The 25011-nt window shown below is 39.8% G+C and carries 22 protein-coding genes; all 22 read right to left on the bottom strand.

The window, feature by feature from the left end; genetic code table 11:
* Positions 1-97: 97 nt before the first annotated feature.
* The 22 genes from QZ334_RS00965 to tig all read right to left on the bottom strand — a co-directional run bounded on the left by QZ334_RS00965 (position 98) and on the right by tig (position 24841).
* Entirely contained in the window at positions 98-1396 is a 1299-nt protein-coding gene (locus QZ334_RS00965) for an SLC13 family permease (RefSeq protein ID WP_295231186.1), read from the bottom strand.
* Positions 1397-1434: 38 nt separating this feature from the next.
* Positions 1435-1692 (bottom strand): hypothetical protein, encoded by a 258-nt coding sequence (locus QZ334_RS00960; protein ID WP_295231184.1) that lies wholly within the window; start codon positions 1690-1692, stop codon positions 1435-1437.
* Between the two features lie 192 nt (positions 1693-1884).
* The gene (gene mmdB, locus QZ334_RS00955) at positions 1885-3006 is read right to left on the bottom strand and encodes a methylmalonyl-CoA decarboxylase subunit beta (protein WP_295231181.1); all 1122 of its coding nucleotides are present in this window, start codon (positions 3004-3006) and stop codon (positions 1885-1887) included.
* Between the two features lie 70 nt (positions 3007-3076).
* Positions 3077-3454 (bottom strand): methylmalonyl-CoA decarboxylase subunit gamma, encoded by a 378-nt coding sequence (gene mmdC, locus QZ334_RS00950; protein ID WP_295231178.1) that lies wholly within the window; start codon positions 3452-3454, stop codon positions 3077-3079.
* A gap of 101 nt (positions 3455-3555) precedes the next feature.
* The gene (gene mmdE, locus QZ334_RS00945; protein ID WP_004696483.1) at positions 3556-3723 is read right to left on the bottom strand and encodes a methylmalonyl-CoA decarboxylase subunit epsilon; all 168 of its coding nucleotides are present in this window, start codon (positions 3721-3723) and stop codon (positions 3556-3558) included.
* Positions 3724-3746: 23 nt separating this feature from the next.
* Positions 3747-4091 (bottom strand): methylmalonyl-CoA decarboxylase subunit delta, encoded by a 345-nt coding sequence (gene mmdD, locus QZ334_RS00940; RefSeq protein ID WP_105085913.1) that lies wholly within the window; start codon positions 4089-4091, stop codon positions 3747-3749.
* Positions 4092-4164: 73 nt separating this feature from the next.
* Positions 4165-5694: a methylmalonyl-CoA decarboxylase subunit alpha gene (gene mmdA / locus QZ334_RS00935; RefSeq protein WP_105085914.1), complete on the bottom strand. Its 1530-nt coding sequence runs from the start codon at positions 5692-5694 to the stop codon at positions 4165-4167.
* Positions 5695-5845: 151 nt separating this feature from the next.
* The gene (gene mce, locus QZ334_RS00930) at positions 5846-6268 is read right to left on the bottom strand and encodes a methylmalonyl-CoA epimerase (protein ID WP_005386012.1); all 423 of its coding nucleotides are present in this window, start codon (positions 6266-6268) and stop codon (positions 5846-5848) included.
* Positions 6269-6319: 51 nt separating this feature from the next.
* Positions 6320-7258 carry a methylmalonyl Co-A mutase-associated GTPase MeaB gene (gene meaB, locus QZ334_RS00925; RefSeq protein WP_060923998.1) on the bottom strand — a complete coding sequence of 313 codons (939 nt, stop codon included), beginning with the start codon at positions 7256-7258 and terminating at the stop codon, positions 6320-6322.
* 78 nt (positions 7259-7336) lie between these two features.
* The gene (locus QZ334_RS00920; protein ID WP_060923999.1) at positions 7337-7732 is read right to left on the bottom strand and encodes a cobalamin B12-binding domain-containing protein; all 396 of its coding nucleotides are present in this window, start codon (positions 7730-7732) and stop codon (positions 7337-7339) included.
* A 28-nt stretch (positions 7733-7760) separates the two neighbouring features.
* Positions 7761-9407 carry an acyl-CoA mutase large subunit family protein gene (locus QZ334_RS00915; protein WP_005386006.1) on the bottom strand — a complete coding sequence of 549 codons (1647 nt, stop codon included), beginning with the start codon at positions 9405-9407 and terminating at the stop codon, positions 7761-7763.
* 28 nt (positions 9408-9435) lie between these two features.
* Complete coding sequence (locus tag QZ334_RS00910; RefSeq protein ID WP_060924000.1) at positions 9436-10941, bottom strand: acetyl-CoA hydrolase/transferase family protein; 1506 nt, start codon at positions 10939-10941, stop codon at positions 9436-9438.
* Between the two features lie 519 nt (positions 10942-11460).
* Positions 11461-12699, bottom strand: coding sequence for an O-antigen ligase family protein (locus tag QZ334_RS00905; protein ID WP_105085915.1), 1239 nt, complete (start codon positions 12697-12699; stop codon positions 11461-11463).
* A 9-nt stretch (positions 12700-12708) separates the two neighbouring features.
* Positions 12709-14016, bottom strand: a complete 1308-nt coding sequence (locus QZ334_RS00900; RefSeq protein WP_295231173.1) for a bifunctional folylpolyglutamate synthase/dihydrofolate synthase — start codon at positions 14014-14016, stop codon at positions 12709-12711.
* Positions 14017-14028: 12 nt separating this feature from the next.
* Positions 14029-16686 carry a valine--tRNA ligase gene (locus QZ334_RS00895; protein ID WP_295231170.1) on the bottom strand — a complete coding sequence of 886 codons (2658 nt, stop codon included), beginning with the start codon at positions 16684-16686 and terminating at the stop codon, positions 14029-14031.
* A 21-nt stretch (positions 16687-16707) separates the two neighbouring features.
* Entirely contained in the window at positions 16708-17598 is an 891-nt protein-coding gene (tatC, locus tag QZ334_RS00890; RefSeq protein WP_295231167.1) for a twin-arginine translocase subunit TatC, read from the bottom strand.
* A gap of 1 nt (position 17599) precedes the next feature.
* A complete protein-coding gene (locus QZ334_RS00885) occupies positions 17600-18571 on the bottom strand; it encodes a polyprenyl synthetase family protein (protein WP_295231164.1) in 972 nt (323 codons plus the stop codon).
* Complete coding sequence (yihA, locus tag QZ334_RS00880) at positions 18568-19266, bottom strand: ribosome biogenesis GTP-binding protein YihA/YsxC (RefSeq protein ID WP_129823194.1); 699 nt, start codon at positions 19264-19266, stop codon at positions 18568-18570. Before yihA ends, QZ334_RS00885 begins: the two co-directional genes overlap by 4 nt.
* Positions 19266-21575: an endopeptidase La gene (gene lon / locus QZ334_RS00875; protein ID WP_295231160.1), complete on the bottom strand. Its 2310-nt coding sequence runs from the start codon at positions 21573-21575 to the stop codon at positions 19266-19268. Before lon ends, yihA begins: the two co-directional genes overlap by 1 nt.
* A 65-nt stretch (positions 21576-21640) precedes the next feature.
* Positions 21641-22894, bottom strand: coding sequence for an ATP-dependent protease ATP-binding subunit ClpX (clpX, locus tag QZ334_RS00870; protein ID WP_105085922.1), 1254 nt, complete (start codon positions 22892-22894; stop codon positions 21641-21643).
* Positions 22895-22906: 12 nt separating this feature from the next.
* Positions 22907-23500, bottom strand: a complete 594-nt coding sequence (gene clpP / locus QZ334_RS00865) for an ATP-dependent Clp endopeptidase proteolytic subunit ClpP (RefSeq protein ID WP_005385987.1) — start codon at positions 23498-23500, stop codon at positions 22907-22909.
* Between the two features lie 36 nt (positions 23501-23536).
* Positions 23537-24841, bottom strand: coding sequence for a trigger factor (gene tig, locus QZ334_RS00860; RefSeq protein WP_105085923.1), 1305 nt, complete (start codon positions 24839-24841; stop codon positions 23537-23539).
* Between the last annotated feature and the right edge of the window lie 170 nt (positions 24842-25011).

Below are 25011 nucleotides of genomic sequence, written 5' to 3'. Positions count from 1 at the left end.
GTGGGCTCGGAGATGTGTATAAGAGACAGTAAAAAACGAGGCCGAATCTTACGATTCGACCTCGTATGTGCTTTATAGTAGAGTAACCTATCCCCTATTATTTACCAGGGAAGAATGGCCATACCATTGGAATGATAATTAAGCTTACTACGAAGCAAACTAAAATCAATGGAACGCCGGCTTTTACATAGTCTGTAAATTTGTATTGACCAGGGCCAAGTACTAATGTATTTGGAGGTGTACCTACAGGTGTACCGAATGCACAAGATGCAGCAACGCCGATAGCCATCAATACAGCATGAGGGTCAGCGCCCATACCTTGAGCAATGGAGATACCGATAGGAGCCAATAATGCACAAGATGCTGTGTTAGACATGAATTGAGTCATAACACAAGACAAGATGAACAATACAGCTGTTGCAAAGTAAGGGCTAGGGTCAGAACCCATAACGCCAATAACTGCATTTGCAATCATTTTACCTGCACCAGATTGGTCAAGTGCAGTTGCTACTGGCATCATACCAGCGAATAAGAAGATTGTTACCCAGTCAATGGATGTGTAAGCTTGTTTTTCGTTCAAGCAACCAGTTAATACGCAAAGCATTGCGCCAATAACTGCAACCATGCTCAATGGTAAGTTAATACCATAGCCTTTTAGGAAGTCACCTAAAATCATAGCGATGATTACGCCTAAAAGAATAAGGCCAGAGAATAATTGTTTCTTAGGATCATTAGAAATATCTTCAGCAGCTACTTCTTGTTCAACGTCACCAGCATCAGAAATTTCATGTTTAGGTAGCAAGTGTTTACCAATAAGCATCATGAAAATGATAGTAGCAACAGTCAAAGGAATACCGATCCAAGCGAATTCGAAGAAACCAAATGGTTGTTCACCAAATTTAGTTAATGTACCACTTACAATAATGTTTGGAGGTGTACCAACCATTGTAATGATACCACCGATACCTGCAGCAAATGCTAAAGGCATCAATTGGCGAGATGCAGGAATCTTCGCAACAGCACAGATACCAACAACTACAGGAAGTAAAGCAGCAGTTGTACCAGTGTTGGACAAGAATGCGGACATCGTAGCTGTAACAACCATGATAGCAAGCATTAAGCCATTTTCGCTAGTACCTGCATGAGATACTACTGTTTCCCCAATTTTTTGAGCTAAACCAGTGTAGAACAATGCAGCACCAACAACGAACATACCAGCGAACAACACAACTGTACTATCAGATAAACCAGAGAATACAACCTTAGGAGTAATAATACCCATAAGACCTAAAGTAATTGCGCCGCCTAGAGAAGTAATAGCTAAAGGAATAATTTCCGTAACGAATAAAACAGCCATGACTGCAAGGACGATTAAGGTTTGTTCCGCAGTACCCATACATCATCATCTCCCTTCAGAGAAATGCACCGATTGCATTAGATGAGATATAAAATATAGCCTACAATACTGATAGCAGAAGCCATCAAAAAAGTTATACCATAACCCTCTTTAGTTTTAGGATAGCCAAAAAATAACGCTTCCCCTAAAAAGCCTCGGCGATTAAACCAAGTATATTTAGTTCTACGTTGAAACCATTTAGCTTTTCCTTTATTACCGATAATCAGTGCAGTAATAAAAAATACAATAAATGCCCAAATAAAACAAATCAGTATTTTTAATTCAATTGATAACAAGTGACCACCTCTACTATATTCAAAGCACTAGAAGGTTATTCTGTGAATTCTTGTACCACCTAATGACCGATCTGAAAAGCATTTATTGCAAATATACCCTATTTATGCATGAATACATAAATTTGAAGGGTTTTTGTATTCACCAATAGGTGTACCTAATTAGGCACACCTTGGTGAATAATTATTTAATTATTATTTAGTAGACAACATAGCAAGCATTGTACCTGCTGCTACTGCTGTACCAATAACGCCAGCTACGTTTGGACCCATAGCATGCATGAGCAAGAAGTTAGCTGGGTTAGCTTTCGCACCTACTACTTGAGATACGCGAGCTGCCATTGGAACCGCCGATACACCGGCAGAACCAATAAGTGGATTTGTTTTACCACCATCTACTAAGCTCATCAATTTACCGAATAATACGCCACCAGCAGTACCACCGATAAATGCAACTAAGCCTAAGCAAATAATAAGAATTGTTTGTACGCTTAAGAAGTGTTCCGCACTCATTGTTAAACCAGTACCAGTTGCCAAGAAGATTGTAACAGTATTGATCAATGCATTTTGAGATGTATCGGACAAACGTTCAGTTACGCCAGATTCACGGAACAAGTTACCTAACATCAACATACCTAAAAGGGATGTAATGGAAGGAAGTAATAAGGAAATGAAGATCGTTGCAACAATTGGGAACACGATTTTTTCAAAACGTGTAACTTCACGCAATTGTTCCATAACAATTTCGCGTTCTTTTTGCGTAGTGAATAATTTCATTACAGGTGGTTGAATCAACGGTACCAAAGACATATAAGAATATGCAGCAACCGCGATTGCACCTAATAAATGAGGAGCTAGCTTAGTAGCCAAGTAAATGGATGTAGGGCCATCAGCACCACCGATGATACCGATAGCAGCTGCTTCTTGAGCAGTAAAGCCAAGCATCATTGCGCCACCTAATGCAACGAATACGCCGATTTGAGCGGCAGCACCTAAAAGCAATGTTTTAGGATTAGCAATGAGTGGACCAAAGTCAGTCATTGCACCTACACCAAGGAAAATTAAAGGTGGGAAGATTTCTTGAGAGATACCTGCACTAATAAGAGCCATAACGCCTTCTTCGAAGCCATTACGAGGAATATTAGCAAGTACACAACCAAACGCAATCGGACCCAACAATAATGGTTCAAACTCTTTAGCAAATGCCAAGTACAATAGGATCAAACCTACAAGAATCATAATAGCATTGCCTGTTGTAAATGCGAGGAACCCGCTATCAGTTATAACAGATTGAATCGCAACAGCAAAAGCCTCCATATGCGTTCCCCTTTCACAAATATAAAATTGTTATATGACGCGGACTAGCCGCGTCACACACAACTTGGTATTAACCAAGAACAACCATGTCGTCGCCAGTGGATACAGTTTGGTTAGCAGCTACGCGAACTTCTGCAACTACAGCATCATGTGGAGCTGCGATTTCGTTTTGCATTTTCATAGCTTCAAGAATTAACAAAGTTTCGCCTTTTTTAACTGCTTGGCCAGCGGATACTGCTACAGATAAGATTTTGCCAGGCATTGGAGCTTTTACAGTTTCAGCACCTGCTGGAACTGGAGCTGCTGCTGCAGCTGGAGCTGGAGCAGGAGCTGCTTTTGGAGCTGCTGCTGGAGCTGCTTTAGGAGCCGCTGCAGGAGCTGCGCCTTTTACTTCATTAACTTCTACATCATATGCTGTGCCATTTACTGTAACGTTGAATTTTTTCATCTTAAATTCCTCCAAAATGTGTATGTCTACACAATACTTATAAATTTATTTTACACATATAAATTAGATAATCTATTGGATTATCAAATTAGCCTATAATCTTATCGATTACCACGCAAACGGCCTTCCATTTTCCAATTGTAGCTTACGATTGGACGGATATGCGCGATTTGATCAGCGGAATAACCCATTGCCGCTAATGCACCAACGATTACTGCTACTACATCTTGAGATGGAGCTTTACCGTTAGTTGTTGTAGCATTGCTCATTACAAATGCCTCCTAAAATTTTATTAACCTCTACCGCTTAAACGACCTTCCAAGCGCCATTTAGCACTGGTTGCTGTAGGTCGGATAGATGCAATTTGTTCAGATGAGTACCCCATCGCCACAATGGCACCTACGATAGCTGCTACTACTTCATCCTCATTTTGAGCAGATGCACTTGGTGCAGCCACTGGAGTAGCTGCTGGAGCCGCAACAGGTGCACTTGCTGGTACTTCTTTTTTCTTCTTAGTAGGGTCAATCAAATGAACAATTGTCATTAAAACACCTAAAAGAATCAACACAACAAATACAACTGTCATATTAATGGCCATGATTAACCAAGGATTGGTAGTAACTGCTTGTCCTTCCATAATCATTCCCCTTTCTAAAAAATTAGTAAAGAAAGGTATCTCCCAAATTCGATGTTCTTGTTATCGAAACGAATTATAATGGAATATTACCATGTTTCTTTGGAGCACGGTTTTCGCGTTTGCTTGCAAGCATTGCCAAAGCGTTGATAACTGCTGGACGAGTTTGTTTTGGTTCGATTACAACGTCTACGAAGCCACGTTCTGCAGCTTTGTATGGAGTTGCGAACTCTTCTACGTATTTAGCTGTTTTAGCATCTTTATCTTCGTCTTTCTTGAAGATAATGTTAGCTGCACCAGCAGGACCCATTACAGCGATTTCGGATGTAGGCCAAGCGTATACTTGGTCAGCGCCCAAATCTTGGGAACACATAGCGAGGTAAGAACCGCCGTATGCTTTACGAGTGATAACAGTAATTTTTGGTACTGTAGCTTCAGAGTAAGCATACAACATTTTAGCACCATGACGAATGATACCGCCCCATTCTTGATTTGTGCCAGGCAAGAAACCAGGAACGTCAACGAAGTTAACGATTGGAATATTGAAAGCATCGCAGAAACGGATGAAACGGGAAGATTTGTCGGATGCATTGATGTCCAAGCAACCAGCCATTACTTTTGGTTGGTTAGCAATGATACCAACGGATTGACCGTCAAAACGTGCGAAACAAGTAATAATATTTGTAGCATAGAATGGTTGTACTTCATAGTATTCACCATTATCTACAGTAGCTGCGATAACATCTTTCATGTCGTATGGCATGTTACTGTTATCAGGCAACAAGCTGTTCAAGCCTTCGTCTTCGCGAGTTGGATCATCGCCAGTATCTACTAATGGAGCATCTTCCATATTATTGGATGGCAAGAAGCCTAATAAGTAGCGAATTTGAGCGATGCAATCATCTTCATCTTCAGCTGCAAAGTGAGCAACACCAGACACAGAGTTGTGAGCCATTGCACCACCAAGGTCTTCAGCTGTTACTTCTTCACCAGTTACAGATTTGATAACTGCAGGACCAGTGATGAACATTTGAGATGTGTTTTTAACCATGTAGATGAAGTCAGTTAATGCTGGAGAATATACAGCACCACCTGCACATGGGCCCATGATTACGGAAATTTGTGGAATAACGCCAGATGCATTTGTATTTTCAAAGAAAATTTTACCGTAACCAGCAAGCGCATCTACTGCTTCTTGAATACGAGCACCGCCGGAATCATTGATACCAACGATAGGAGCACCCATTTTCATTGCTAAACGTTGTACTTTAACGATTTTAGCAGCATGCATTTCACCAAGAGAACCACCTTCTACAGTGAAGTCTTGTGCAAATGCATATACTAAACGACCGTCAATAGTACCATAACCAGTTACTACACCTTCGCCTGGTAATTCTTTCTTTTCTTGACCGAAGTTAACACAACGATGTTTAACAAATTGATCAAGTTCAACGAAAGAGTTATCATCGAACAATTTAGCCAAACGTTCACGAGCAGTCATTTTGCCTTGAGCATGTTGTTTCTCAACGCGTTTTTCACCGCCACCAGCTTTAACTTTAGCTAGTTTTTCGTGCAATAACTCGATTTTTTCTTGCACTGTTGCCATTATAGCACCTCCAAATAAAACTTGTTACAGTATCATTTTATTTCATAAATAATTAAAGTTCAAGCATGCATACATATTTAATATATAACTAGTGATTATATGAATATGTATATCTATTACTCATACATAATGATGTGAATTGGATACTGTATTATTTCATACGTTGACATAATTCAAGCAATACGCCACCTGTTGCTTTTGGATGTAAGAAAGCAATGGAGGAACCGCCTGCACCGTAACGAGGTTTTTCGTCAATCATACGAACGCCTTTAGCCATCAAATCAGCAATAGCATTTTCAATATTATCAACGCGCAATGCAACGTGTTGGATACCATCACGACCGCCATTTTTTTCGATGAATTTACCGATAGGGCCATCTGGAGTTGTAGTTTCTAAGAATTCAAGTTCAGCATCGCCACATGGGAAGAAGGATACTTTTACTTTTTGTTCTTCAACCACTTCATCTTCAGGAAGATGTTCAATACCCAATGCATTTTTATAGAATTCTTTAGTTGCTGCTAAATCATTAACACCAATACCGATGTGATCCACTTGTAATACTTTAAAAGCCATTTCGATTATCTCCTTTTCAAGGCTAAATCTCTAATGCTATGTAGTCGCCGTCTACTTTAGCACGCTTGTCATTACGCCGTTAACAACTGTGTATGGATCGCTTTCGCGTTCGTTAACAGCTGCCACTTGGCTATTAAATTCGTCGCTTGTAACGATTTTATCAGCTACATAACGACCAATTTGTTCATTAATCATTGCGATGATTTCATCACGAGTACGTTCTGCCCGACGAGATTCCAATTCACCAGAATCTTCAAGATACTCAAAATGTTCATCTAAAGCGTCGATGAGTTCATCTACGCCTTGGTCCTTGCTAGCAATTGTGCGCTTAATTGGTGGGCGCCATTTTACTTCACGAGAGTCTAGGTCAAGCATCATTTCAATTTCTACATTCAAACGATCACAACCATCTCGGTCAGCTTTATTGATAGCAAATACATCGCCAATTTCAAGAATACCCGCTTTGATAGCTTGGATATCATCACCGAGACCAGGAACAAGTACTACCAATGTAGTATCTGCATTTTTAACGATATCTACTTCGGATTGACCTACACCTACTGTTTCAATGATTACTAAATCCATGCCAAAGGCATCCATGAGTTTTACAACGTCCGCAGTCTTTTTGGATAAACCACCAAGACTACCACGCGTGCCCATGCTTCGAATAAATACATTTTCATTTAATGTCAAATCATTCATTCGAATACGGTCCCCCAAGATAGCACCACCAGAGAATGGGCTTGTTGGGTCGATGGCAACGATGCCGATTTTTTTACCTTGATCTAGATAATGTTTAACAACTTTATCAGTCAAAGTACTTTTACCAGCACCAGGGGCCCCAGTAATACCGAGAATACGTGCATTCCCTGTTTTAGGGTAAATTGCCTTCATAATATCAATGGCATTTTCATACTCGTTTTCTACAGCTGTTATGGACCGTGCTAAGGCTAGTCGGGAACCTTCAAAAAGTTCTTTAACTAAATCCACTCGCCTCACCACCTATCTTAAAATATGGGAATAGAGGGGAGTCAACCATTCAGTTGAACCCCTCTCTTGCCCAATTAATTATTTAACGTTTTCGTTGATGAATTTAACGATATCGCCAGTTGGTGTACCAGGTGTGAATACTGCTGCTACGCCAGCTTTTTTCAAGCCAGGGATATCAGCGTCAGGAATAACTCCACCACCGATTACAAGTACATCGCCCATGCCTTTTTCTTTCAAAAGTTCAACAATTTTAGGGAACAATGTGTTATGAGCACCAGAAAGAAGGGATAATGCAACTACATTAACGTCTTCAGAAAGAGCTGCTTCTACGATTTGTTCTGGAGTTTGACGAAGACCAGTGTAGATTACTTCGAAACCAGCATCGCGAAGTGCGCGTGCTACTACTTTTGCACCACGGTCATGACCATCAAGACCTGGTTTTGCTACGATTACTCTAATACGTTTTTCTGCCATGATTAATTACCTCCGAAATTAGCCGATATTATAATGTGGAATGAGCTTCGTATTCACCGAATACTTCGCGCAATACATTACAAATTTCACCCAAAGTAGCATATGTTTTAACTGCATCAAGAATTAATGGCATCAAGTTAACGTTTTCATCAGCTGCACCAGCTTTAAGAGCTGCTAATGCTTTATCAACTGCTGCTTGATCGCGGTTAGCGCGAACTGCTTGAGTTTTCTTGGATTGGTTAACACCAACGGAAGCATCTACGCGAAGTAAGTCTTTTGGAGCTTCTTCTTCAACTTGGAATTTGTTTACGCCAACGATTGTGCGCAAGCCAGATTCAACTTCCATTTGCCATTTGTAAGCGGATTCTTGAATTTCTTTTTGGATGTAGCCTTTTTCGATTGCTACTACAGCGCCGCCCATTTCATCAATTTTCTTGATGTATGCCATAGCTTCGTCATAGATAGCGTTAGTCATAGCTTCTACATAGTAGGAACCGCCCAATGGGTCAACTACGTCAGCCAAACCAGATTCGTAAGCCACGATTTGTTGTGTACGAAGAGCTACTTGTACAGATGCTTCTGTAGGAAGAGCCAACGCTTCGTCACGGGAGTTTGTATGTAAGGATTGAGTACCGCCCATTACAGCAGCTGCAGTTTGAAGAGCAACACGAACGATGTTGTTATCAACTTGTTGTGCAGTCAACATGGAACCAGCTGTTTGAGTATGTACACGAAGCATCATGGATTTTGGTTTTTTAGCACCAAAACGTTCTTTCATGATTGTTGCCCATAAACGGCGGGATGCACGGAATTTAGCAACTTCTTCAAGTACGTTGTTATGAGCATTCCAGAAGAAGGAAAGACGACCAGCGAATGTATCAACATCAAGACCAGCTTTCAAAGCTGCTTCTACGTATGCGATACCATCAGCAATTGTGAATGCGATTTCTTGAGCTGCTGTGGAACCTGCTTCACGGATATGGTAACCGGAGATGGAGATTGTGTTCCATTTTGGAACATTTTGAGAACAATATTCGAAGATATTAGTAATCAAACGCATGGATGGTTTTGGTGGGAAAATGTAAGTACCACGAGCTGCGTATTCTTTCAAAATATCATTTTGAATTGTACCTTTCAATTCTGTGGAAGGTACGCCTTGTTTTTCAGCTACTGCGATGTACATTGCCAACAAAACGGATGCTGGAGCGTTGATTGTCATGGATGTGGATACTTTACCAAGATCGATGCCGTCGAACAAGATTTCCATATCTGCCAAGGAGTCAATCGCTACACCTACTTTACCAACTTCGCCTTCTGCAACTGCATCGTCGGAGTCATAACCAATTTGTGTAGGTAAGTCGAATGCACAGGAAAGACCAGTTGCACCAGACTCGATTAGGTAGCGGTAACGTTTGTTAGATTCTTCTGCTGTAGCGAAGCCTGCATACATACGCATTGTCCAGAAACGACCACGGTACATAGTAGGTTGTACGCCACGAGTGTAAGGGAATTCGCCAGGCATACCCAAATCACGTTCATAGTCAAAACCTTCGATATCAACTGGTGTATATACACGGTTGTATTTTAAATTTTGACGTTCTGGAGTTTTTGCACTTTTTTCGTCACAAAGTTTGTTGTACTCAGCAATTTGGGCTTTTAAGTTTTCGTAAGCCATGTTTTCATCATCCTCCTAAAAAAACAGGTTATTTTTTCATGCTTCCAGTTTCTGTGAAGCGTTTATGCCAAGAAAGAGCTTCATCAAGCAACATAGGTGTATGGGCATTCTTTGTTGCAGCTAATGCTTTTTCTAGGTATTCAGTTAACATAGGTTTGTAGTCTGGGTGAGCACATTTTTCAATGATCAAACGAGCTCTTTCCACTGGGCTCAAACCACGGCAGTCAGCAACACCTTGTTCTGTACAGAAAATCATAGTGTCATGTTCTGGATGATCCACATGAGATACATATGGAACGATAGAACTGATGTCGCCATTTTTAGCAACGGAGTTAGTGCAGAAAATAGTGAGATATGCACTACGTGCAAAGTCACCAGAACCACCAACACCATTCATCATTTTGCTACCCATAATATGAGTAGAGTTTACATTGCCAAAAATATCAAATTCGATAGCGGTATTCATGGCAATGACACCAATACGGCGAGCAATACCAGGGTTGTTGGAAATTTCTTGTGGGCGAAGAATGATTTTTTTACGGTATTCATCAATATTCGCATAGAAACGTTTCAACCCATCTGGAGAAGGACTTAATGCAGTACCAGAACATACAGTTACTTTACCTGCATCGATCAAGTCGAACATACCATCTTGGATTACTTCTGTATAGATGGACAAATCTGTGAATGGGCCTTTAGCAAGACCACTGATTACAGCATTCGCTACAGAACCTACACCAGATTGTAATGGAAGCAAGTTTTTAGGTAAACGACCTTCTGCAATTTCTTGTTCGAAGAATTTGATAAGGTGTTGACTCATTGCTTTTGCATCATCATCGATAGGTGCCAAAGGTCTTGTTGTATCAGGAACATCACAAGGTACTACTGCAACAATTTTACTTGGATCACAAGGAATTGCTTCAGTACCAATACGATCACCAGGTGTTTCCAATGGAATTGGTTTACGATGTGGTGGATCGAGTGGTTCATAGATATCATGCATACCTACCAAGGAAAGTGGTTGGGATACATTCACTTCTACGATAACTTTTTTAGCTTGGCTAACAAATGTTGGAGAGTTACCAACAGATGTAGTTGGAACAATGGAGCCATCTTCGTTGATTTGTGCAGCTTCAATAATTGCTACATCTAAATCACCAAAGAAGCCATAGCGAACATTTTGTGCCATTGTGCTTAAATGCATATCAATGTATTTAACAGCACCGCTATTTAAGGCTTTACGTGTATCCCCATTTGTTTGATATGGGAAACGACGATTGATACCGTTAGCACGAGTTAACGCGCCATCAGCTTCATCACCTACGGAAGCACCTGTCCACAAATCAATTTTGAATGGTTCTTTTTCCATTCTTTCTGCCAATGCCAATGGCACTGCTTTTGCATAACCAGATGGAGTAAAGCCGGAAATACCAACTTTATCGTTAGGGTTAATCAAAAGAGCTGCATCATAAGCAGTGACAATTTTACCTTGGAGGGCCGCACATTTAACGCGGTCTTTGATGTCTATCACCATTACCATCTCCTTTAAGAGTAACATTGTATAAACGACAGTTTGATCTCTTGGTCGTTCCTTAAACCGACTTCATCGTAGTCCACATCCAATGCATTGTCAACTTATATGACTAAAATGTATTTTTTATCACACTTTGATTAGCATTATGATTAAAATGCATAGATTTTCACATTTCCACATAAGTTTTATTCACATCGTTATAACTCACAGGAATCATCGATATATGGCATATATTGATGTTTTTCAATTAAATCGAACTCTCTCTATACAATATATAGACCCTTTTCAATATAAAACAACATCTCATATACAAGAACTAGACCTTACACCTCCCTATAAAGATACAATGATATACAAAAAACCGGCTTTCAAATGCTAACGATAATGTTCAATTATGTCTAACATTAGAAAACCGGTTATACTACCTAATACGTACCTACCCAAGGTATGTATTAATTATACCATATTATGAAATTATATATCTACCATAAAACATGCTAATTATACAAGATATTACAATTATGCAGATTTATCAGCAGATAACTGAACTTTTACAAAAGCCCCTACCCAACCAAACAATTGCCAAAATACGATGGTTACTTGATGACTATATAGCTCAAAATCGGATAAGCCACTAAATAAAACACCTATAGCTAACGCACCTACACCAACTTGTGCAGCTTGGCGGAATATATCCCCTTCAAGTCTTATAGATGTAATAACATGACCAATAATAACTGCTAGGAATGATATCAATCCTGGGATGCCTGATTCAGCTAATATATTGAGATACAAATTATGGGCATGATACATCAAGACGTGAGGTCCTTGAATATAATAGTTATAATCTGGATATACTAAGTAAAATGTATTCCACCCAATACCAAAGATAGGATTTTCACGTACGATATACATGGTACTATCCCATAAAGCCCATCGAAGATCAGCTGATGTATCATGGCCTTGGAATATAGACCACAACCTTGAAGCTATTTCACCATCATAAAAATATAAAATTACTGGCACTGCTAATAAAGATAAGAATAATCTTCGTTCCACAAAGATTGCCCAATACAAAATCATCGCTCCAAAGCTAATCCAAATTCCCCTAGAATAGGTTAGTAGCATCGTTAAGAATAATATAATACCTATAACGAGCATCGTAACGACTTCGCGGGTACGATTTTCTTTCATATATACCAAGATATAGCTGATACATACGCTGAGCACCATCAATAGATAGGCTCCCAACAAATTAGGATTTTGTAAGGTGGAAGACATGCGTCGCATCAATTTTGGGAACTGTGCTGCATCTACCCACTCTTTTATATGGATATTAGGAACAAATACATATTGATAAGCACCTATGATACACACCAGAACAGCAGTACCTAATAGAGCACGAAGAAAATAATTCCACTGTTTAGGTGTTTGAATGTATGTGCGAACTAGATAATACATGCCTCCGCTGGCTACGATTTGATAAAACCAACTTTGAATTGACCAATCCCAATTTTCTGATACTAGTGCAGATATGCCAGTCCATACCACAAATATCATAACAGACCAGGATAAATAACCCGTCGGTAAACTCAGTGATTTACTAGATATCAAATCATATAAAGCAAGTCCTATCGCTAGCCACAGGAGTACATCCCCCACCATAGGTTGTAATGGCATAGCAACCACCACACCATAAATTAGACGCTCGATATAGAACGTAATTCTCTTCTGATTAGGAATAAGTGAGAGTTCCATAGGCTCACCTTAGTGACTCATCTCATGGTTAAACCACTGACGAGCATCTCCTAAAATATATAAAGAACCACAAACAGCGATAATATCACCATTCTTTGTATGTTTGTAGGCTAAAGCCAATGCGTCTTCAACAGAATCAGCTGTTTGGGCTACAGCTTTTGGAACAATGTGACGTATTTTTTCAACCAAAACCTCTGGTACTTCTGTTCTATCTGTTGGTGCAGGTACTACGAGAACCGTATCCCCTGCCTTAACTACTTCACGAATAATAGCATCTTGATTTTTATCTTTAAGAATTGCCATCACAATCGTTTTTGGGGCGTCCTTAAATAGCTCAGCATAGGTCATACTGAAAGATTCAGCACCTGCCGCATTATGAGCACCATCAAAGATAAAGGTGCGATCCAAGCCTCGTTTAACTTCAAATCGACCTGCCCACGTAGTGCGAGCAAATCCTTCACGCATCGTTTCTTCACTGATGTTAGTATCTTCTTTCATCAGTAACCGTACAGCCATTAATGCACACGCAAGATTAACAGATTGGTGGATACCTGCCATCGTCGTAAATAACATTGCAGGAGCGGTATCATTAGTACTAACCGTAATCATTTGACCACCAGTTACAGCACTACGGCTATCGATACCAAAGTCTTTATTGAAAGCATACACTCTAGCATGTTTCTCTTTAGCTACCTCTTCAATAATACGAAGAGGAGCATCCTGTGCAGCCGTTACAACAGGAATTTTAGATTTAATAATCCCTGCCTTGTGATGTGCAATCTCCTCAATAGTATCACCACAATACGCTTGATGGTCTATTGTTACATTGGTAATAACCGATACCTTTGGTGTCACGATATTAGTAGAATCTAGTAATCCACCTAAGCCAACTTCCACCACCGCATAGTCCACATCTTGTTCTTTGAAGAACAAAAAGGCAGCAGCCGTCAAAATTTCAAATTGCGTTGGCGCTTCTATGCCGTTAGTAATGATAGTATCAACTGCCACTTTTACACGACTAATTAATTCACCAAAGGCTTCCTCTGTTATATTTCCATCATTGATTTGAATTCGCTCCGTATAGGATTGAAGGTGAGGCGATGTAAATCGCCCCACCCGTAGTCCACTTGTAAACAGTGCGTAGGAAATATATGAGGTAACCGAGCCCTTACCATTCGTTCCTGTTACATGAACAATCTTATAGTCTTCTTGTGGATTCCCAAGGGCTTCCATAAGTGCTGTAATTCGTTCAAGGCCAGGCTTAATACCGAATGAAGATGCCTGTTCTAAATAGGCTAAGGCCTCTTGATATGTCATATAAACCTCCTATTATAAGGTTTCAAGGAACGCTTCACGTTCCAATAACGCTTGTTGTTTTTGTTTATATTCTTCTAACTTTTCTTTTTCTTTTGCTACTACAGCTTCTGGAGCTTTTGCGAGGAAGCCTTGGTTAGACAATTTGCCTTCCAAACGGGAAATTTCTTTTTCCATTTGGATTTTTTCCTTTGCAATACGCTCTCTTTCTTTTTCGCCGTCAATTAAGTCTTTAAGCAAGAGGTATACTTCCATACCATTTACAACTGTTACAGTTGCATTTTCTGGTTTTGGATCATAGTCACCAAGAATAGTTACCTTCTCAGCCCAAGCTAATGTTACGAAGTAATCGCTATGACCTGCTACAGTTTGAGCCAATGCTTCATCTGTTGGCGCCACAATAACCTCAGCTTTTTTACCTAAAGGCACATTCATTTCAGCACGCATATTGCGAATACCTTTGATAGCATCCATCATAACTTCCATTTGACGTGCTGCACCTTCAAGATTATCAAATTTTAATGCTTCAGGCCATTTTGCAACAACGATGCTATCCCCTTCATGAGGTAAATGTTGCCAAATATGTTCTGTTACGAACGGCATAAATGGATGTAATAATTCAAGCATATGACGCAAGATTGTTACGAGTAAATATTGAACAGTACGACGATCACGTTCATTACCATCGTTATATAAACGAGGTTTAGCTAGCTCAATATACCAGTCACAGTATGTGTTCCAAATGAAATCATATACGGAACTTGCAGCTTCACCCAACTCGAATTTGTCGAGATTAGACGTTACACTTTGTACTGTTTCGTTATATTTTTGAACAATCCATTGATCTGCTAATGTCAAATCATCTGCAGTTGGAATGAAGCTTTCATCATAATTTGTAAGATTCATCAATACAAATTTAGATGCATTCCAAATCTTATTGGCAAAGTTACGATTAGCCTCAACACGTTCCATATAGAAGCGCATATCATTACCTGGTGTGTTACCAGTAACAAGAGTAAAGCGCAATGCATCTGCACCATATTGGTCGATAACTTCAAGAGGATTAATACCATTGCCCAAGGATTTACTCATTTTACGGCCTTGACTGTCGCGAACTAGACCATGAATAAATACATGTTTGAATGGAATTTCATGTTCGAACTCAAGAGCCATGAAGATCATACGAGCTACCCAGAAGAAGATGATATCGTAACCAGTTACAAGAACACTTGTTGGGTACCATTGTTTAAGCTCAGGAGTTTGTTCAGGCCACCCCATGGTAGCAAATGGCCACAAGCCAGAGCTGAACCATGTATCTAAAACGTCTGGATCTTGTGTAACATGACCGTGGCAATGAGGACATTCAGTAATATCGTCACGACTAACGATTGTTTCACCGCAATCATCGCAGTACCATGCAGGAATACGATGACCCCACCATAATTGACGAGAAATTGTCCAGTCCCGAATATTTTCAAGCCAGTTTACATATGTTTTTGTAAAACGTTCAGGAACGAACTCTACTTCGTGATCTTTAACAACTTTAAGAGCTGGTTCTGCCAATGGTTTCATATCTACAAACCATTGTTTAGATACCATTGGCTCAATAATTGTGTTACAACGAGAGCAATGACCTACCGCATGGTCATGATCATCGATTTTTTCAAGCAAGCCTAGTTCTTTGAGTTCAGCTACAACTTGTTTACGAGCTTCTTCACGAGTCATGCCATTAAATTTGCCAGCACCTTCATTCATTGTCGCATCATTGTTCATAACAACGATGGATTCCAAATTATGACGTTGGCCCATTTCAAAGTCATTAGGGTCATGAGCAGGTGTAATTTTTACACAGCCTGTACCGAAGCTAGCATCTACATAATCATCGGCAATTACAGGAATTTCGCGATTAACAAATGGTAAAATCAATGTTTTGCCGATGAGGTCTTTATAACGATCATCATCAGGATTTACTGCTACTGCTACGTCACCGAACATTGTTTCTGGACGTGTGGTAGCAACAATTACGAAACGATTATCCTCACCTTTTACAGGATATTTAATATGCCATAAGTGGCCATGTTCGTCTTCATGTTCAACTTCAACATCAGATAAAGCAGTAGCACAACGAGGGCACCAGTTGATGATGCGTTCACCGCGATAGATTAAGCCTTTTTCATAAAGTTTTACGAACACTTCACGCACAGCATGATAGTACCCTTCATCTAATGTAAAGCGTTCGCGAGACCAGTCACAAGATGCGCCTAAGCTACGGATTTGTTTTACAATAGTATCGCCGTATTCTTTTTTCCATTCCCATACGCGTTCTACGAATTTTTCACGGCCTAAATCATAGCGAGATTTGCCTTCTTCTTTAGCGAGCATTTCTTCTACTTTAATTTGTGTAGCAATACCAGCATGGTCAGTACCTGGCATCCACAATACATTGTAGCCTTGCATGCGTTTGAAACGAATAAGGATATCTTGCAATGTATTATCTAAAGCATGGCCCATGTGCAACATACCAGTTACATTAGGAGGCGGCAACACGATACTAAATGGCTCTTTATTTGTGTCTACTTCTTCGTGAAAGTATCCTTGGTTTTCCCAATAAGAATACCATTTCCCTTCTATTTCACCGGGGTTATAAGTGGTTAAATTTTCGTAGGTTTTCATCGTTCCTCCTAAATAAACTCCTTAGCGCTTCATAATCTTAGCCAATACAAATAGGCTCGTTTCATATAGCAATATCATAGGCAATGCAATCATCGTTTGAGAGAACATATCCGGTGTTGGTGAAATGACAGCACCTATGATAAAGGATATAAGAATAAATATCTTACGTTTCGTTTTTAAAAAACGTGATGTAATTAAGTTGAAATATCCCAAGATGATTAAAATCAACGGCAACTCAAAGATAAATCCAAAGGGTAGAACAAAGGACAATACAAAGTCCATGTACTGACCGATGGAAAATAACGGTTGTAATTCGTCTGTAGCAAAGCCCATAAAAAACTTAACGGCTGCCGGTAGTACAAGGAAATAAGAAAATACAATACCTATGCCAAATAGGCCTATTGCAACTGGTAAAATCCAGTTAGATAGCTGCTTTTCTCGCACCGTAAGAGCGGGCTTAACAAATAGCCAAATCTGATGCAATATAATAGGCGCTCCTATAATAAGACCACCTACTATGGACACCTTCATATAGGTAAAGAAGGCCTCAGTCGGTTTCATATAATAGAGCTTACCAGCCGGCTTTAGAAGTATTTCCAATAAGAAGTCTACATAATAATAAGAAATACAAGTTCCTATAACAACTGCAACAGCCATTATAATAAGGCGTTTTCGTAATTCAGATAGATGGCCAACAAGGGATATTTCCCTCGCCTCATCCATCATTTTCTGTTCCATTTCAGTATAAATTGGCTCGTCATCCGATTCCTCCGGAACCTGTTGTTTTACCACCTTATACTGTTCTTGTTCAGCCTTTAATTTAGCTTCGCGACGTTTTTGACGAACTACACTATCAAAAGAAGGTTTCTGTATGGGATATTCGAAGTCCGGTTTTGGTTCGAATGGTTCCATATTATACCTTTCTATCGGCTAAATTCTCTACCGCCATCACAAGGAATTCCTTGCCTGGGAAATCACGAACAGCGTCGAGTGCTGCCAAAGCATCTTTGCAATATTGATCAGCTACAGCTAATGTATTATCAATACCGCCTTGACCGATAACATAGTCGATAATAGCCTGCTCATCGCCGCCATTATTCAAGGCTTTAATATCCTCAAGCAATTTATCTTTATTGTCATCATTAACGATACTTAACAACGGATATGTCAATAAACCTTCGCGAAGATCATTCCCCACGGGTTTACCAGTCGTCGCTGTTGTTTCACGATAATCCATAATATCATCAGTAATTTGGAATGCCATGCCCAGAGCATGACCATATTTTTTCAACTCAACGATTTCAGATTCGCTCCAGCTCCCTAATAGGCCACCAAGTTCCATACAGCCTTCCATAAAGTCAGCTGTTTTCTTTTGGGTCTTAGTCATATACCGTTCAATCCCTTGATCGATGCGATACACATCTTCCATCTGCATAAACTCGCCTTCCACAAGGCAAGTAATGATATGTGAAAAAATCTGCAAATATTTCATATTAGGCATTTCAGATACAATTTGGAATGCTTTAGCAAACAAGTAATCACCACTAAGAATAGCTACCTTATTTCCTTTATGCATATGTATCGTTTCTTCACCTCGACGAATCTCTGCTTGATCTAACACATCATCGTGAATCAAAGTCGCTAAATGAAGCATCTCTACGGCTTCAGCAATTCTAATACGCTGACGTTCTACAGATGTACCTGCATTAGCAATCAATAAACATAATTGCGCGCGCAAGCGCTTGCCACCTGCAGCAGATAATGGTCGAATCAGTGCATTAAAGTCTTCTGCACCTGTATTAAAAGATGATGCAAGAGACTCTTCCACACCCTCTAAATCTAGAGCAATGCGTTCCATAATCTCTAATTCATTGGTTTGACTCATGCTTCATCTCCTACTAGAACTTTATTGATGCGTTGTTGTAAAAGTTCACGTCCCGTGTGTTTTAAGGAGCTATATAAAATAGGCGGTGTATTCGTTGGATACATTTCCTTAATTTTAGCCAAGTTCGCAGACTTCTCTTTAGCCGTTAGTTTGTCAGCTTTAGTAACTACAATTTGTAATGGTACACCAGCCTCAATAAGCCAATCATAGGCCACCTTATCGATAGGCATCTCTGGATGACGGCCATCGATAAGTAAGCACAACAACATCAATCGTTCAGAATGTAAAATATAATCGGCAATAAAGGAAGACCACAAGTTGCGGTTTCCCTTATTTGTCTTTGCAAAACCATAACCAGGAAGGTCTACGAGAAACCAGTTATATCTGCGTTCCTCTGTTTCAGAAATATCCTCTTTTGATTCAATATCAAAGTAGTTAATTGTCTTAGTCTTACCTGGTTGGCCACTAACGAGAGCCAACCCACGATAATTACACAACGAGTTAATCAACGAAGATTTGCCCACATTAGAGCGCCCGATGAAGGCTATTTCCACAGTATCCCCTTCAGGATATTGATCAGCCTTAACACAGGAAGTATTATATTTTGCTGCTATAATACGAGGCCCCTTCGGTTCTTTTCGTGTATATTGTGGTTTTGGGCCCATTTGTTTAGTGGATTTTTTCTTTTTTTGCATTACACAAGTGCCTTTGCTAATACTTCATCCATTGTCTTAACTGGCGTAATAATGAGACCGTCTTTTACAATATCAGGTAATTCTGCAATATCCTTTTCATTACCTTTAGGAATCAATACTTCTTTAATACCATTAGACAAGGCTGCTAATAACTTTTCTTTTAAACCGCCGATTGGTAGTACACGGCCACGCAATGTAATTTCACCAGTCATGGCAATATCAGAACGAACCTTGCGGTTTGTTAAAATAGATACCATAGCCAATGTCATCGTAATACCTGCGGAAGGGCCATCCTTAGGTGTTGCACCTTCTGGCAAGTGAACGTGTATATCGAGTTTCTTATAGAAATCATCTTCAATTTTTAAGGCTTTTGCATTGTGGCGAATATAGCTCATTGCAGCTTGACCAGACTCTTGCATAACCTTACCTAAGCTACCCGTTAATGCAAGTTTACCTGTACCGTTCATAGTTGTTGCTTCGCATGTCAATACAACGCCACCTACAGAAGTCCAAGCTAGACCATTTACATAGCCAATTTGCGGTTTCTTTTCGCGCTCTTGGTCAACAAAAATTGGTGCACCCAAGAATTCGGGAAGATTTTTTGTCGTTACTTTCGGTGCATCCCCACCTTCTTCAACGACTTTATAAGCAATCTTACGACAAATCTTAGCAATCGTTTTTTCTAAGGTACGAACACCCGCTTCACGAGTATATTCGGAAACTACCTTTTTCAACACTGCATCAGATAATTTAACCTTGTAATCTTCAAGGCCATTTTTCTTGATTTGTTTAGGTACTAAATAGCGCTTAGCAATTTCTAATTTTTCTTGTTCCATATAGCTAGATAATTCGATAATTTCCATACGATCTAACAATGGACCTGGAATATTGGATGCAACATTAGCCGTTGTAATCCAGAATACTTCGGAGAAATCAAATGGTACTTCAATGAAGTGATCACTAAATGTGCTATTTTGTTCAGGGTCCAATACCTCTAACAATGCAGAGGATGGATCGCCTTTATAATCAGATGCAAGTTTATCAATTTCATCCAATAAGAATACAGGGTTCTTAGTGCCTACATTCTTGAGGCCTTGAATCATACGACCAGGCAATGCACCAATATACGTACGGCGATGGCCACGAATTTCAGCTTCATCACGTACACCACCTAAAGATGCACGGATGAACTTACGGTTCATTGCTTTAGCTATAGACGTAGCCAAGGATGTTTTACCAACACCTGGTGGTCCAACTAAGCAAAGAATGGAGCCACTATTCTTACCAGTTAACTTACGAACAGCTAAGAATTCAAGGATGCGTTTCTTAACCTTTTCAAGGCCATAATGATCAGCCTCAAGCATATCATGAGCCTCTTTAATATCTAAGCGTTCCTCAGTCAATTCGTTCCAAGGTAACGCTAACACCCAATCTAGGTAATTGCGCAAAATAGTTGCTTCTGGCATCAATTGAGGCATGCGACTATAACGAGAGATTTCTTTATCGATACGTTCATGTACATCTTCGCTAAGGTTGAGTGCTTTCAATTTAACACGTAACTCTTCTGCTTCTTCCTCTGGATCTCCTTTGTCACCCAACTCATCGTGGATAACTCGGATTTTTTCACGCAAGAAATATTCTTTTTGCGCTTTTTCCATAGATTGACGAACTTGATTATTAATAGAATTTTCCAAATCAGAAATTTGTAATTCCATATTCAAGATGCCTACGATCATATTTAAACGACGAGCTACGGATAACTCTTCAAGTAACTCTTGGCGTTTAGTATTATTAATAGGCAACAAGAACGCAACTTGGTCAGCTAATTCACAAGGGTCACGTAATTCCATAACCCGTGTTACGCCTTCATCGGTAACAGATTTGGCCTCTTCAGCCCATTCGCCAAACTTAGATTGCACTAAACGACGATAGGCTTCTAACTCAACATCGTCTTCAAATTCGGAGGCTACACGCTCGTAGTCCCCTACATAGTACGGATCCATACTTGTTATATTCATTACGCGAATACGTGTAATGCCCTCTACAAGAACACGTACAATACCACCTGGCAAGCGTAACATTTGCTTAATTTTTACTAATGTACCCATTTGGGCTAAGTCATGAACAGTTGGCGAATCAACAGCATCATCCTTTTGGCTGACAACTGCTAAAATGCGATCCTCGTTCATTGCGGCTTCTACCGCTTTAATGGATTTGTCTCGACCGATATCGAGGTGAATCACGATATTCGGGTATACAACCATGCCTCTAAGGGGTACGGTTGGAATCCCAATTTCGAGTAAATTCATACTTCCTCCAGGTATTTATATTATGAAAAGAAACTCATTCCTACACAGAAATGAGTTTCTTCGAATTACGATTTCAACTGGATGTCTTGGTCTGCCTCATTTTTGAGTATAGGTTCACCTGTGCTCAACACGGATTCACGATTAACTATGCACTTAGTTACTTCCGGCATGGAAGGAACTTCAAACATAACGCGTTTCATCACCTTTTCAATGATAGCACGCAAACCACGAGCACCTGTTTTTCGCTGTAATGCTTCATCAGCGATTTCTTCTAATGCATCTTCAGTGAAAGTTAATTCTACACCATCAAGGGATAGAATTTTTTCATATTGTTTTGTTAATGCATTTTTAGGCTTTGTCAAAATTTGGATCAATGCATCTCTATCCAATTGATCTAATGTTACCATTACTGGCAAACGACCAATGAACTCAGGGATTAAGCCAAACTTCAATAAATCTTCAGGTACAACATCCTTCAAGATAGCCGATATATTACGTTCTTCTTTACGTTGTACATCTGCACCAAAACCAAGGGTTTTCTTAGCGGTACGCTTAGTAATAACCTTGTCCATACCATCAAATGCACCACCACAAATAAAGAGAATATTTGTAGTGTCAATTTGAAGCATTTCTTGATTTGGATGCTTTCTACCACCTTGAGGCGGAACAGAAGCTACGGTACCTTCTAAGATTTTAAGTAATGCTTGTTGTACGCCTTCACCAGACACATCACGTGTAATGGAAGGGTTCTCAGACTTACGTGCAATCTTATCAATTTCATCGATATAAATAATGCCACGTTCAGCCCGAGCTATATCATAATCTGCAGCTTGGATAATTTTGAGCAAGATATTTTCCACATCTTCCCCTACATAACCAGCTTCAGTTAAGCTTGTAGCATCTGCAATAGCAAATGGTACTTCTAGCATTTTCGCTAAGGTTTGAGCCAATAGTGTTTTACCACTACCAGTAGGACCAATGAATAAAACATTAGCCTTTTGTAATTCTACATCATCAACTACATTATCTGTTTGTAAACGTTTGTAGTGATTATATACAGCCACAGCTAAAGAGATTTTAGCATCATCTTGACCAATAACATATTCGTCAAGATGAGCTTTAATTTCTCTCGGCGTTGGCAATTCTTTTAAGTTGAAGTCGTCCGTCTCTACGTCACCTAACTCATCAGCAATAATACGTTCACATACTTCAACGCATTCATCACAAATATATACGTTAGGACCCGCTACTAATTTGCGGACTTCTTCGCTTGTGCGTCCACAAAAACTGCAGCGCATAGTGTCTTTATCTTTTGCCAATGGGCGCCTCCATTACTTGCTTTCTACAGGTTCTCTTGTGAGCACCTCATCAATTAAGCCGTATTCAACGGCATCCTGAGCACTCATGAAGTTATCGCGATCTGTATCGCGAGCTACTACTTCAATATCTTGTCCACTGCGAGAAGCTAAGATACCATTTAATTCTTCACGCATACGAAGAATCTCACGGGCATGGATTTCAATTTCAGATGCTTGCCCTTGAACACCACCTAATGGTTGGTGAATCATAACGCGTGCATGAGGCAACGCATAACGTTTGCCCTTGGCACCTGCTGTTAAAAGCACTGCCCCCATGCTTGCTGCAGAGCCTACACAAATGGTAGACACATCTGGTTTAATATATTGCATAGTATCATAAATAGCCATGCCGGCAGTTACAACACCACCGGGGCTATTAATGTACAAATGGATATCCTTATCAGGATCCTCTGCTTCTAGGAATAACATTTGCGCAATAACCGCATTTGCTACATTATCATCAATAGGTCCACCTAGGAAGATAATGCGGTCCTTTAACAAGCGAGAGTAAATATCATAGGAACGCTCACCGCGTTCACTTTGTTCAACTACGATTGGTACATACATATATTCACCTTTTCATGTACCTAGTTGAGCAAACTATTATTTAGCCGCTTCAGCGCCTTTTGCATTATCAATAATGAATCGAGCTGCTTTTTTGCGAGCTACAGAGCCTGCCAACATAGCTACACGACCTTCTTTTGCAATAATATCCCAAACTTCTTTAGGATCTGCCCCAAAGTTTTGAGCCATAATGAAGATTTCACGGTTCATATCATCTGGAGTTACTTCGATACCTTCAGCAGTTGCAATAGCGTCTAATACTAAATCAGCGCGTACGTTTTCAGCTGCGGAATCTTTGTATTCAGAACGTAAATCTTCGATAGTTTTGTTGGAGAATTTCAAGTAGTCATCAAGTTTCAAGCCACGGCCTTCCATGTTCATAGCCAATTCTTGAATCATTTGTTCTACACGATCTTCAATCATTACTTCTGGGATTTCAACAGTAGCATTTTTAACAGCTGTTTGAATCAAGTCAGCATTGTAAGTATCGATTGCGCGACGGGAAGCTTCTTCTTCCATTTTAGCGCGAAGATCTTTTTTCAATTCTTCAATAGTTTCGTAAGAGCTTGCTTCTTTTGCGAACTCGTCGTTCAATTCAGGCAACTCTTTACGTTTGATATCATGAATATGAGTTTTGAATTCTGCTTCTTTACCAGCAAGTTCTGCTACGAAGTAGTCTTCAGGGAATGTTACTTTTACAGTTACATCATCGCCAGCTTTAGCGCCGATCAATTGATCTTCGAAGCCAGGAATGAAGCTACCAGAACCGATTTGCAATGGGTAGGATTTACCTTCACCACCATCGAATGGTTTGCCATCAACGGAACCAGCGAAGTCGATTACTGCGAAGTCGTCTTTTTGAATTGTAGCGCCTTCTTCAGCAACAACCATTTTTGCTTGTTGTTCACGGATGTTGTTCAATTGTTCTTCGATTTGTTCATCAGTTACTGTAGCATCTTGTTTTTCAGCTTCTAAGCCTTTGTAGTCGCCAAGTTTAACTTCAGGGCGTTTAGTTACAGTAGCTTTGAAAATCAAGTCTTTACCTTCTTCGAATTGTTCGCGTTCGATTTCTGGTTCAGATACAGGAACGATATCGTTTTCACGAAGTGCAGCACTGTAGTTTTGGCTAGCCAATACTTCGAATGCTTCTTCCATGATAGCGTCTTTGCCGAAGTTCATTTCCAAAATACGGCGAGGTGCATGACCTTTACGGAAGCCAGGAATGTTTACTTGACTTGCAATGCGTTTTACAGCTTGCTTAATGCCTTTATCTACTTCTGCTGCAGGTACTTCAATAGTTAACGTTACTACGTGTTGATCAACAGGATTTACAGTTGCTTTCATTTAAAATATGTCCTCCTCGAAGGGCAATACGCCCAAATTTCTGTAGTATATTATGCACTCCTAATAATAACATAAATGCAAAGTCAATGCAATTCTTCTCAATTTACACTAAAAGAGGGTTATAGGACAAAACGTGTTGGTACTTTAATCCCAATCATTGAAAGATAATT

It is taken from the genome of Veillonella sp. (genome assembly GCF_019414865.1).
In the GTDB taxonomy this organism is placed as follows: domain Bacteria; phylum Bacillota; class Negativicutes; order Veillonellales; family Veillonellaceae; genus Veillonella.
Note: the sequence above shows the minus strand (reverse complement) of the source record. Positions and strands in the feature narration are given on the sequence as shown.

What these genes read in the sequence shown, in the direction of transcription:
- QZ334_RS00900 (WP_295231173.1), bottom strand. Translation starts at nt 14,016, where the DNA reads ATGACATATCAAGAGGCCTTAGCCTATTTAGAACAGGCATCTTCATTC.
- clpP (WP_005385987.1), bottom strand. Translation starts at nt 23,500, where the DNA reads ATGTATGTACCAATCGTAGTTGAACAAAGTGAACGCGGTGAGCGTTCC.
- QZ334_RS00885 (WP_295231164.1), bottom strand. Translation starts at nt 18,571, where the DNA reads ATGAGTCAAACCAATGAATTAGAGATTATGGAACGCATTGCTCTAGAT.
- QZ334_RS00905 (WP_105085915.1), bottom strand. Translation starts at nt 12,699, where the DNA reads ATGGAACTCTCACTTATTCCTAATCAGAAGAGAATTACGTTCTATATC.
- QZ334_RS00920 (WP_060923999.1), bottom strand. Translation starts at nt 7,732, where the DNA reads ATGGCAGAAAAACGTATTAGAGTAATCGTAGCAAAACCAGGTCTTGAT.
- QZ334_RS00915 (WP_005386006.1), bottom strand. Translation starts at nt 9,407, where the DNA reads ATGGCTTACGAAAACTTAAAAGCCCAAATTGCTGAGTACAACAAACTT.
- mce (WP_005386012.1), bottom strand. Translation starts at nt 6,268, where the DNA reads ATGGCTTTTAAAGTATTACAAGTGGATCACATCGGTATTGGTGTTAAT.
- mmdA (WP_105085914.1), bottom strand. Translation starts at nt 5,694, where the DNA reads ATGGCAACAGTGCAAGAAAAAATCGAGTTATTGCACGAAAAACTAGCT.
- tatC (WP_295231167.1), bottom strand. Translation starts at nt 17,598, where the DNA reads ATGGAACCATTCGAACCAAAACCGGACTTCGAATATCCCATACAGAAA.
- QZ334_RS00965 (WP_295231186.1), bottom strand. Translation starts at nt 1,396, where the DNA reads ATGGGTACTGCGGAACAAACCTTAATCGTCCTTGCAGTCATGGCTGTT.
- tig (WP_105085923.1), bottom strand. Translation starts at nt 24,841, where the DNA reads ATGAAAGCAACTGTAAATCCTGTTGATCAACACGTAGTAACGTTAACT.
- yihA (WP_129823194.1), bottom strand. Translation starts at nt 19,266, where the DNA reads ATGCAAAAAAAGAAAAAATCCACTAAACAAATGGGCCCAAAACCACAA.
- QZ334_RS00910 (WP_060924000.1), bottom strand. Translation starts at nt 10,941, where the DNA reads ATGGTGATAGACATCAAAGACCGCGTTAAATGTGCGGCCCTCCAAGGT.
- mmdE (WP_004696483.1), bottom strand. Translation starts at nt 3,723, where the DNA reads ATGAGCAATGCTACAACAACTAACGGTAAAGCTCCATCTCAAGATGTA.
- mmdD (WP_105085913.1), bottom strand. Translation starts at nt 4,091, where the DNA reads ATGGAAGGACAAGCAGTTACTACCAATCCTTGGTTAATCATGGCCATT.
- mmdB (WP_295231181.1), bottom strand. Translation starts at nt 3,006, where the DNA reads ATGGAGGCTTTTGCTGTTGCGATTCAATCTGTTATAACTGATAGCGGG.
- QZ334_RS00895 (WP_295231170.1), bottom strand. Translation starts at nt 16,686, where the DNA reads ATGAAAACCTACGAAAATTTAACCACTTATAACCCCGGTGAAATAGAA.
- mmdC (WP_295231178.1), bottom strand. Translation starts at nt 3,454, where the DNA reads ATGAAAAAATTCAACGTTACAGTAAATGGCACAGCATATGATGTAGAA.
- lon (WP_295231160.1), bottom strand. Translation starts at nt 21,575, where the DNA reads ATGAATTTACTCGAAATTGGGATTCCAACCGTACCCCTTAGAGGCATG.